At 32.7% G+C, this 6,333-nt stretch carries 7 protein-coding genes; all 7 read left to right on the top strand.

Going from position 1 to position 6,333, the window contains the following annotated elements:
- Nucleotides 1-351: TolC family protein (locus ABY298_RS14100; protein WP_372746700.1), on the top strand; the 351-nt coding region annotated here is incomplete at its 5' end.
- A 1-nt stretch (nucleotide 352) separates the two neighbouring features.
- Nucleotides 353-1,564, top strand: coding sequence for an efflux RND transporter periplasmic adaptor subunit (locus ABY298_RS14095; RefSeq protein ID WP_372746699.1), 1,212 nt, complete (start codon nucleotides 353-355; stop codon nucleotides 1,562-1,564).
- An 11-nt stretch (nucleotides 1,565-1,575) separates the two neighbouring features.
- Complete coding sequence (locus ABY298_RS14090) at nucleotides 1,576-1,914, top strand: P-II family nitrogen regulator (RefSeq protein ID WP_372746698.1); 339 nt, start codon at nucleotides 1,576-1,578, stop codon at nucleotides 1,912-1,914.
- Between the two features lies 1 nt (nucleotide 1,915).
- Nucleotides 1,916-2,335 carry a Fur family transcriptional regulator gene (locus ABY298_RS14085; RefSeq protein ID WP_372746697.1) on the top strand — a complete coding sequence of 140 codons (420 nt, stop codon included), beginning with the start codon at nucleotides 1,916-1,918 and terminating at the stop codon, nucleotides 2,333-2,335.
- Nucleotides 2,336-2,340: 5 nt separating this feature from the next.
- Nucleotides 2,341-3,231, top strand: coding sequence for a cation diffusion facilitator family transporter (locus tag ABY298_RS14080; protein WP_188704000.1), 891 nt, complete (start codon nucleotides 2,341-2,343; stop codon nucleotides 3,229-3,231).
- Between the two features lie 55 nt (nucleotides 3,232-3,286).
- Complete coding sequence (locus ABY298_RS14075; RefSeq protein WP_134248648.1) at nucleotides 3,287-5,233, top strand: heavy metal translocating P-type ATPase; 1,947 nt, start codon at nucleotides 3,287-3,289, stop codon at nucleotides 5,231-5,233.
- Between the two features lie 64 nt (nucleotides 5,234-5,297).
- Nucleotides 5,298-5,882: an isoprenylcysteine carboxylmethyltransferase family protein gene (locus ABY298_RS14070; RefSeq protein WP_372746696.1), complete on the top strand. Its 585-nt coding sequence runs from the start codon at nucleotides 5,298-5,300 to the stop codon at nucleotides 5,880-5,882.
- Nucleotides 5,883-6,333 lie beyond the last annotated feature (451 nt).

The following is a 6,333-nucleotide window of genomic DNA, read 5'->3' as shown; positions in this document are numbered from 1 at the left end:
TTTTTTAGAGCACAACAAGGTAAATCTCAGGCAGCCAAAAAAGATGCTGAAATAGCTTCATTAAACTATCAGCAATCTAAATTAGATTTAAATGCGCTCCTGAAAACAAAACTCAATGAATATGATAAGCAAAAAGCTGCTTTAGCCTATTATAATTCAACAGGTATTTTATTAGCGGATAAACTATTTTCATCTGCTATAAAAGCATATAAAGAAGGTGAAATAGGCTATGTAGAATATATGGCACTTATGGAACAATCTATTGAAATTAGAAGTAGTTATTTAAATGCTCTTAATCTTTACAATCAAACAGTTAACGAAATTAATTACCTAACAGGAAAATACAATTAAGATGAAAAATATTTTAAAAATAAGCACGCTTTTGATACTTATTCTAACCATTATAAGTTGTGGAAATAACGAGTCAAAACATACAGTAGGAGACGACCATAAAAATGAACATTCCGAAGAGGAAGGTCATAATGAAGGAGAAGAAACCCCTAATAAAGTAGCCTTAAAATTAAACCAGTTAGAAATAATGGGCATAGAGTTAGGCAATCTTAGTCAATTAAATTTAGGCGCTTCATTAAAGGTTAATGGTCAATTAGAATTACCTCCTCAAAATATGGCAAGTGTTAGTGCTATTATAGGCGGTCGCGTACAAAGTGTTGCTGTAGTTGAAGGAGATTTTGTGAAAAAAGGTCAAATAATTGCAACATTAAACAATCCCGAAATTATTTCAATGCAACGTGCCTATCTAGCTGCTAAAAGTAATTTAACCTATTTAGAAAAAGATTATGGAAGAAAAAAAGAATTAGAAAAAGATGGAATTACTTCTGCACGCGCATTTCAAGAAGCTGAGGCTGCTTATTTGAACGCCAAAGCCGATTTAAACGCAACTAAAGCTACGCTAAATCTTATGGGTATGAACGTTGCTGCTATTGAAAAAGGAGTCATTGTTGCATCAATTCCTGTAATCGCACCAATTCAAGGTTTTATTCAAAAAATTGAAATTAATATTGGAAAATCTATTGCGCCTGAACAAGAAATGTTTGAAATTGTAGATAATAATTTCTTACACTTAGGTTTAAATGTTTTTGAAAAAGACATTGAAAAATTAAGCATCGGTCAAAAAATTGCGTTTACACTTTCAACCAGACCTAATAAAATGTATGAAGCTGAAATTTTTGCTTTAGGAAAAGCTTTTGATTTAGATACCAGATCTGTTAAAGTACACGCTAAAATTATTGGTACACACGAAGGCTTGCTAACAGGTATGTTTGTAGAAGCCAGAATTTCAACAGATAGCAAATTAGTTGCCGCGCTACCCGATGAAGCATTTGTAAATGAAAAGGGATTGGATTATATTTTTGTTCGAATAGAAAAGGATGAAGATGATCTTGTACTTGAAAAAATTCAAGTAATTAAGGGAGTTTCGGATTTAGGATTTTCAGAAGTACAGTTTTCCAATCCTATGGAGAAAAACATCTTAATAGTTACAAAAGGTGCATATTATGTAAATTCTGAGCTTAACAAGGGCGAATTTGAGGGACACGACCATTAAAATATTTTAAAATGAAAGAAATTAAAGCATTTATAAAACCTACAAAATTAGAAAATGTTGTAGAAGCTCTTAAAGAGAATGGATTTGAAAGTGTTACATTAGCTGAATGTGAAGGAACAGGCGCTTATAAAAGAGAAGATTCAGTACCTTCGTTAAAATTTCATTTTGCAGACAGCAAGGTGATTAAATTAGAATTGATTTGTCAAAATGAAGAAGTTAAAAAAGCAGTTAAAATAATTTGTGAAAACGCAAAAACCCCTTATCCAGCCGATGGTATTATTTATGTCTCTGATGTGAATGATGCTTATAAGATAAAAACAGGGAAGTCAATAAAAAAAATTGATTTTTAATATGATTGAATTAGAACAAATATTAAAGAAAAATAACGTAAAACCAACAGCAATGCGACTGTTGGTTTTACAATTTCTTTTAAATAAAAAATCCGCTATTAGCCTTACCGATGTTGAAGATTATTTTGTTAAATCAGACAGAACAACATTGTATCGCACCTTAAAAACATTTGTTGAATGTGAATTAGCTCATAAAATTGACGATGGAACAGGCATTACAAAATACGCTTTATGCGAAGAAAATTGCCATTGTGATATTGATACCGATTTGCACCTACACTTTCATTGCAAACTATGCAATGAAACTAGTTGTTTAACAGACCACAAAATACCAAACATTAACTTACCAAAAGATTTTATTGCTGAAGATGTAAATCTTGTTGTAAAAGGCATTTGCGATAAATGCAGTGGCAATAATTGAATAATATGAAAAGAAATCCAAATTCTATATCAAAAAAAGGATTGAAAACCACACTAATTGGCATTATAGTTAGTGCCTTTTTGGCTATTATAAAAGGGTTGGGTGGCATCTTCGGTCATTCCTATGCCCTGATTGCCGACGCAATAGAATCTGCCTCTGATGTTGTTACCTCTGGAATGCTTTGGGCAGGTTTAAAATGGTCGTCTAAACCACCTGATGAAAACCACCCCTATGGTCACGGAAAGATAGAGGCTCTCGTAGCAATAGGTATTGCAATTGCTTTGATCATCGCGGGAGGTATTATAGTTAGAGATAGTATAATTCACATTCTTGAACCGCATAAAAGTCCCGAACCATATACGTTGTTAATTTTGGTTTTGGTTGTTGCCACTAAAGAATTTTTATATAGATATGTCCTTAAAATGGGAGCCGCAATCAATAGTTCAGCAGTAAAGGCAGATGCCTTTCACCACCGTAGCGATGCCATTACCTCCGTAGCTGCATTTATTGGAATTTCCATTGCGCTTATTGGAGGCAAAGGTTTTGAGATTGCCGATGATTTTGCAGCGGTTATTGCTGCTGTATTTATTTTTTACAATGCCTATAAAATTGGCAGGTCTTCAATTGGCGAGTTATTGGATGAAGCTATTGAGCCTGAGCTTTGCGAAAACATTATAACAATTGCAATGCAATACCAATATGTTATTAAAGTAGAACGATGTCATTCTAGAAAAATGGGAACGGCGTTCCATATAGATATGCATATTTGGATTGATGGTAACAAAACCGTTACAGAAGGTCATAGTATCGCGCACGAGGTAAAAAATTTGCTTTTCAAAAATTTCCCTCAATTAATAGATGTTCATATTCATATAGAGCCTGCTGAAAATCAATAAATGCACTTCCGTTGCACACACTATTTACTTAATTTTGACTTAAATAGTTCAAATTATGAGTAAAGACAACGAATGCCAAGATGGTGCCTGTGCAATAGATTATACAAAAGATACCACTGTATCTAAAAACACTTTAGCCATAAACAAAGCGTATATAATTCCAATAATAAGTTTGCTTTTTCTAGTGTTGGGTATTGGACTTGATTTTTTTGAAGTTCCTTTTTTCAAAGCTCCTTTTCCCTTAATATGGTTTGGTGTAATTTATATGCTTATTGGTGGTCCTGTTCTTTTAAAAGCTGTAAAATTAATCGTTAAAGGAGCAATATACAATGAGTTTGTTCTAATGTCGGTTGCAACCTTAGGTGCATTTTTAATTGGCTCCTATGAAGAAGGTGTTGCTGTTATGCTGTTTTATGTAGTAGGAGAACTATTTCAAGAAAGTGCAGTCAACAAAGCCAAACGATCTATTGAAGCCTTGTTAAAAGTTCAGGTTGAAGAAGTAACAATTATTGAGAATGAATTAACCTTCGTAAAACATCCCAAAGATGTTAAAATTGGTCAAATAATAAGGGTTAAAGCAGGCGAAAAAATAGCTTTAGATGGCGAATTAATTTCAAATGATGCCATTTTAAATACAGCTGCATTAACAGGAGAATCCGTTCCTAAAAACAGTAAGAAAGGAGAGCAAGTGCTAGCAGGAATGGTAAATCTTACCAAAGTCATAGAAATAAAAGTTACCAGTAAATTTGAAGACACCAAACTCTCTAAAATTCTTAAATTGGTGCAAGAGGCAGTTGGTAAAAAAGCAAAGACCCAACTTTTAATTAGTCGTTTAGCTAAAATTTATACCCCAATTGTTTTTTGGTTGGCAATTGCATTAGTTATAGTACCCTACTTTTTTCTTGGGGATAATTATATATTTCAAGTTTGGTTACAACGTGCCTTAATATTCCTAGTAATATCGTGTCCTTGTGCCTTGGTAATTTCTATACCACTTGGATATTTTGGTGGAATAGGTGCAGCATCACAAAATGGTATTTTATTTAAAGGTTCTAATTATTTGGATTTAATAACCAAAGTAGATACTGTGGTTATGGATAAAACAGGCACTTTAACAAAAGGTGTTTTTGAAGTTCAGGAAATTGTAACCTCAAACATTGATAAGAATTTACTTTTAGAATTAGTAGCTGTCTTAGAATCCAATTCTACACATCCCATTGCACAAGCAATTGTCAATTATGTAAAAATTGATAACTCAAAATTGAAAGCAACGGCTATTGAAGAAATTTCAGGGTATGGAATGAAAGGGCAAATTGGGGAGTATGAAGTTTTGGCTGGTAATTCTAAATTGTTACAAAAATTCAAGATTCCTTTTGATGAAACTATAAATTCAAATGACAAAACAATTGTTGTTGTTGCCATAAACCAGCAATATGCAGGATATATTACTATTTCCGACACCTTAAAAGAGGATGCACAAAAGGCAATTACCAATTTACATAAAATCCCAAAAATAATTGAAGTAGTAATGCTTTCGGGCGATAAACAAGCAGTTGTTGACACCATTGCAAATAAATTAGGGATTGATAAGGCAATAGGGGATTTACTTCCTGAAGATAAAATTTCAGAAGTAGAAAAATTGAAAGCAATGGGAAGAACAATTGCTTTTATAGGCGATGGAATTAATGATGCTCCTGTAATTACAATAGCTGATGTAGGTATGGCAATGGGTGGTTTAGGAAGTGATGCAGCCATTGAAACTGCCGACGTTGTAATACAAACCGATCAACCTTCAAAAATTGTAACTGCTATTCAAATCGGAAATGCAACCAACAAAATTATATGGCAAAACATCTGGTTGGCGTTGAGTGTAAAAATACTTGTTTTAATTCTTGGTGCTTGGGGAATGGCAACAATGTGGGAAGCTGTTATTGCCGATGTAGGAGTTGCATTATTGGCCATTTTAAATGCGGTTCGTATTCAAAAAATGAAGTGGAATTAAATAAATCAATTAACTTTTAGAGAATAAATATCTCTGCAAATTATAAAGGAAAACGATATAAAAAATGATAGAAAAAATATATTTAGGGCTCATACTTGTGTTTTTTATTCTGGCTTTTTCTATTAGAAATATAAAGACATATTTAGCTACAAAGCAATCCATAAGAGGTAAATCTATAAAATTATCAATGTCGATTTTTATTTCGACAATGATGTATGTATTAATAATGCTCCGTTTAACATTACTTAAACCAAAATGGTTTATTGAAATTGATTTATCACAATACGTTTGGGTTAAAATATTAGGGTTTGGACTTGTTTTTATTGGTTTTATGATAGGTATTTTTGCACTAATTGAAATGAAAAATTCTTGGAGAGTAGGTATAAAATATAATCAAGAAACCAAATTAATTACAACAGGAATTTATAGCATTAGTCGAAACCCTTATTTTTTATCTTATAACATTCTTTTTTTAGGATACATTCTAATTTTTCCATCAATTATCTTAATCGTTTTATATGTGCTACTCGTAGCCATTTTTCATAAAATGATTTTGGAGGAAGAGGGATATTTACAGTCTGTGCATAAAATAAATTATATAGAATACAAAAGAAAAGTCAACCGATATTTAACAATAAACTTAAAATAATTTAAGATTCATTTTAACATTTTAGTTGCCATTGTGTTATAAATAAAACCCCCATTTCCAGCAGTATTCCGTTCCGTTGCACTTCACTAAATACAGCTTCCAATTCCGGTTATAAAAGCTTTCCGATGGTCAGCATTTATCTTTGCCTTTGCGCTTTTTAAATCCGTTTCCATAAGAATAGTCACAACAAACCAGAAACATTCGTGCAGGTAATAAGGTGTTCGTCAATTGCTCCATTTTGTTCCATAAAATACAATTAAAAACGCTCCTTTGTCGCATTTGTACTTGCCGTTCATTGCACTGCAATTTGTGCTCCAGTGGGTGCTCATTGCAGCACATTCACTTATTTTATTTCACACATTCCACGCATTCCTCACCCACAGCTATTTTTTGCACCCAAACCCTCTAATGTTTTGCTACGCAAGACTTTTTTTGGGTGCAACCGCTGTTT

It is taken from the genome of Lutibacter sp. (assembly GCF_041596795.1).
Lineage (GTDB): Bacteria > Bacteroidota > Bacteroidia > Flavobacteriales > Flavobacteriaceae > Lutibacter.
Note: the sequence above shows the minus strand (reverse complement) of the source record. Positions and strands in the feature narration are given on the sequence as shown.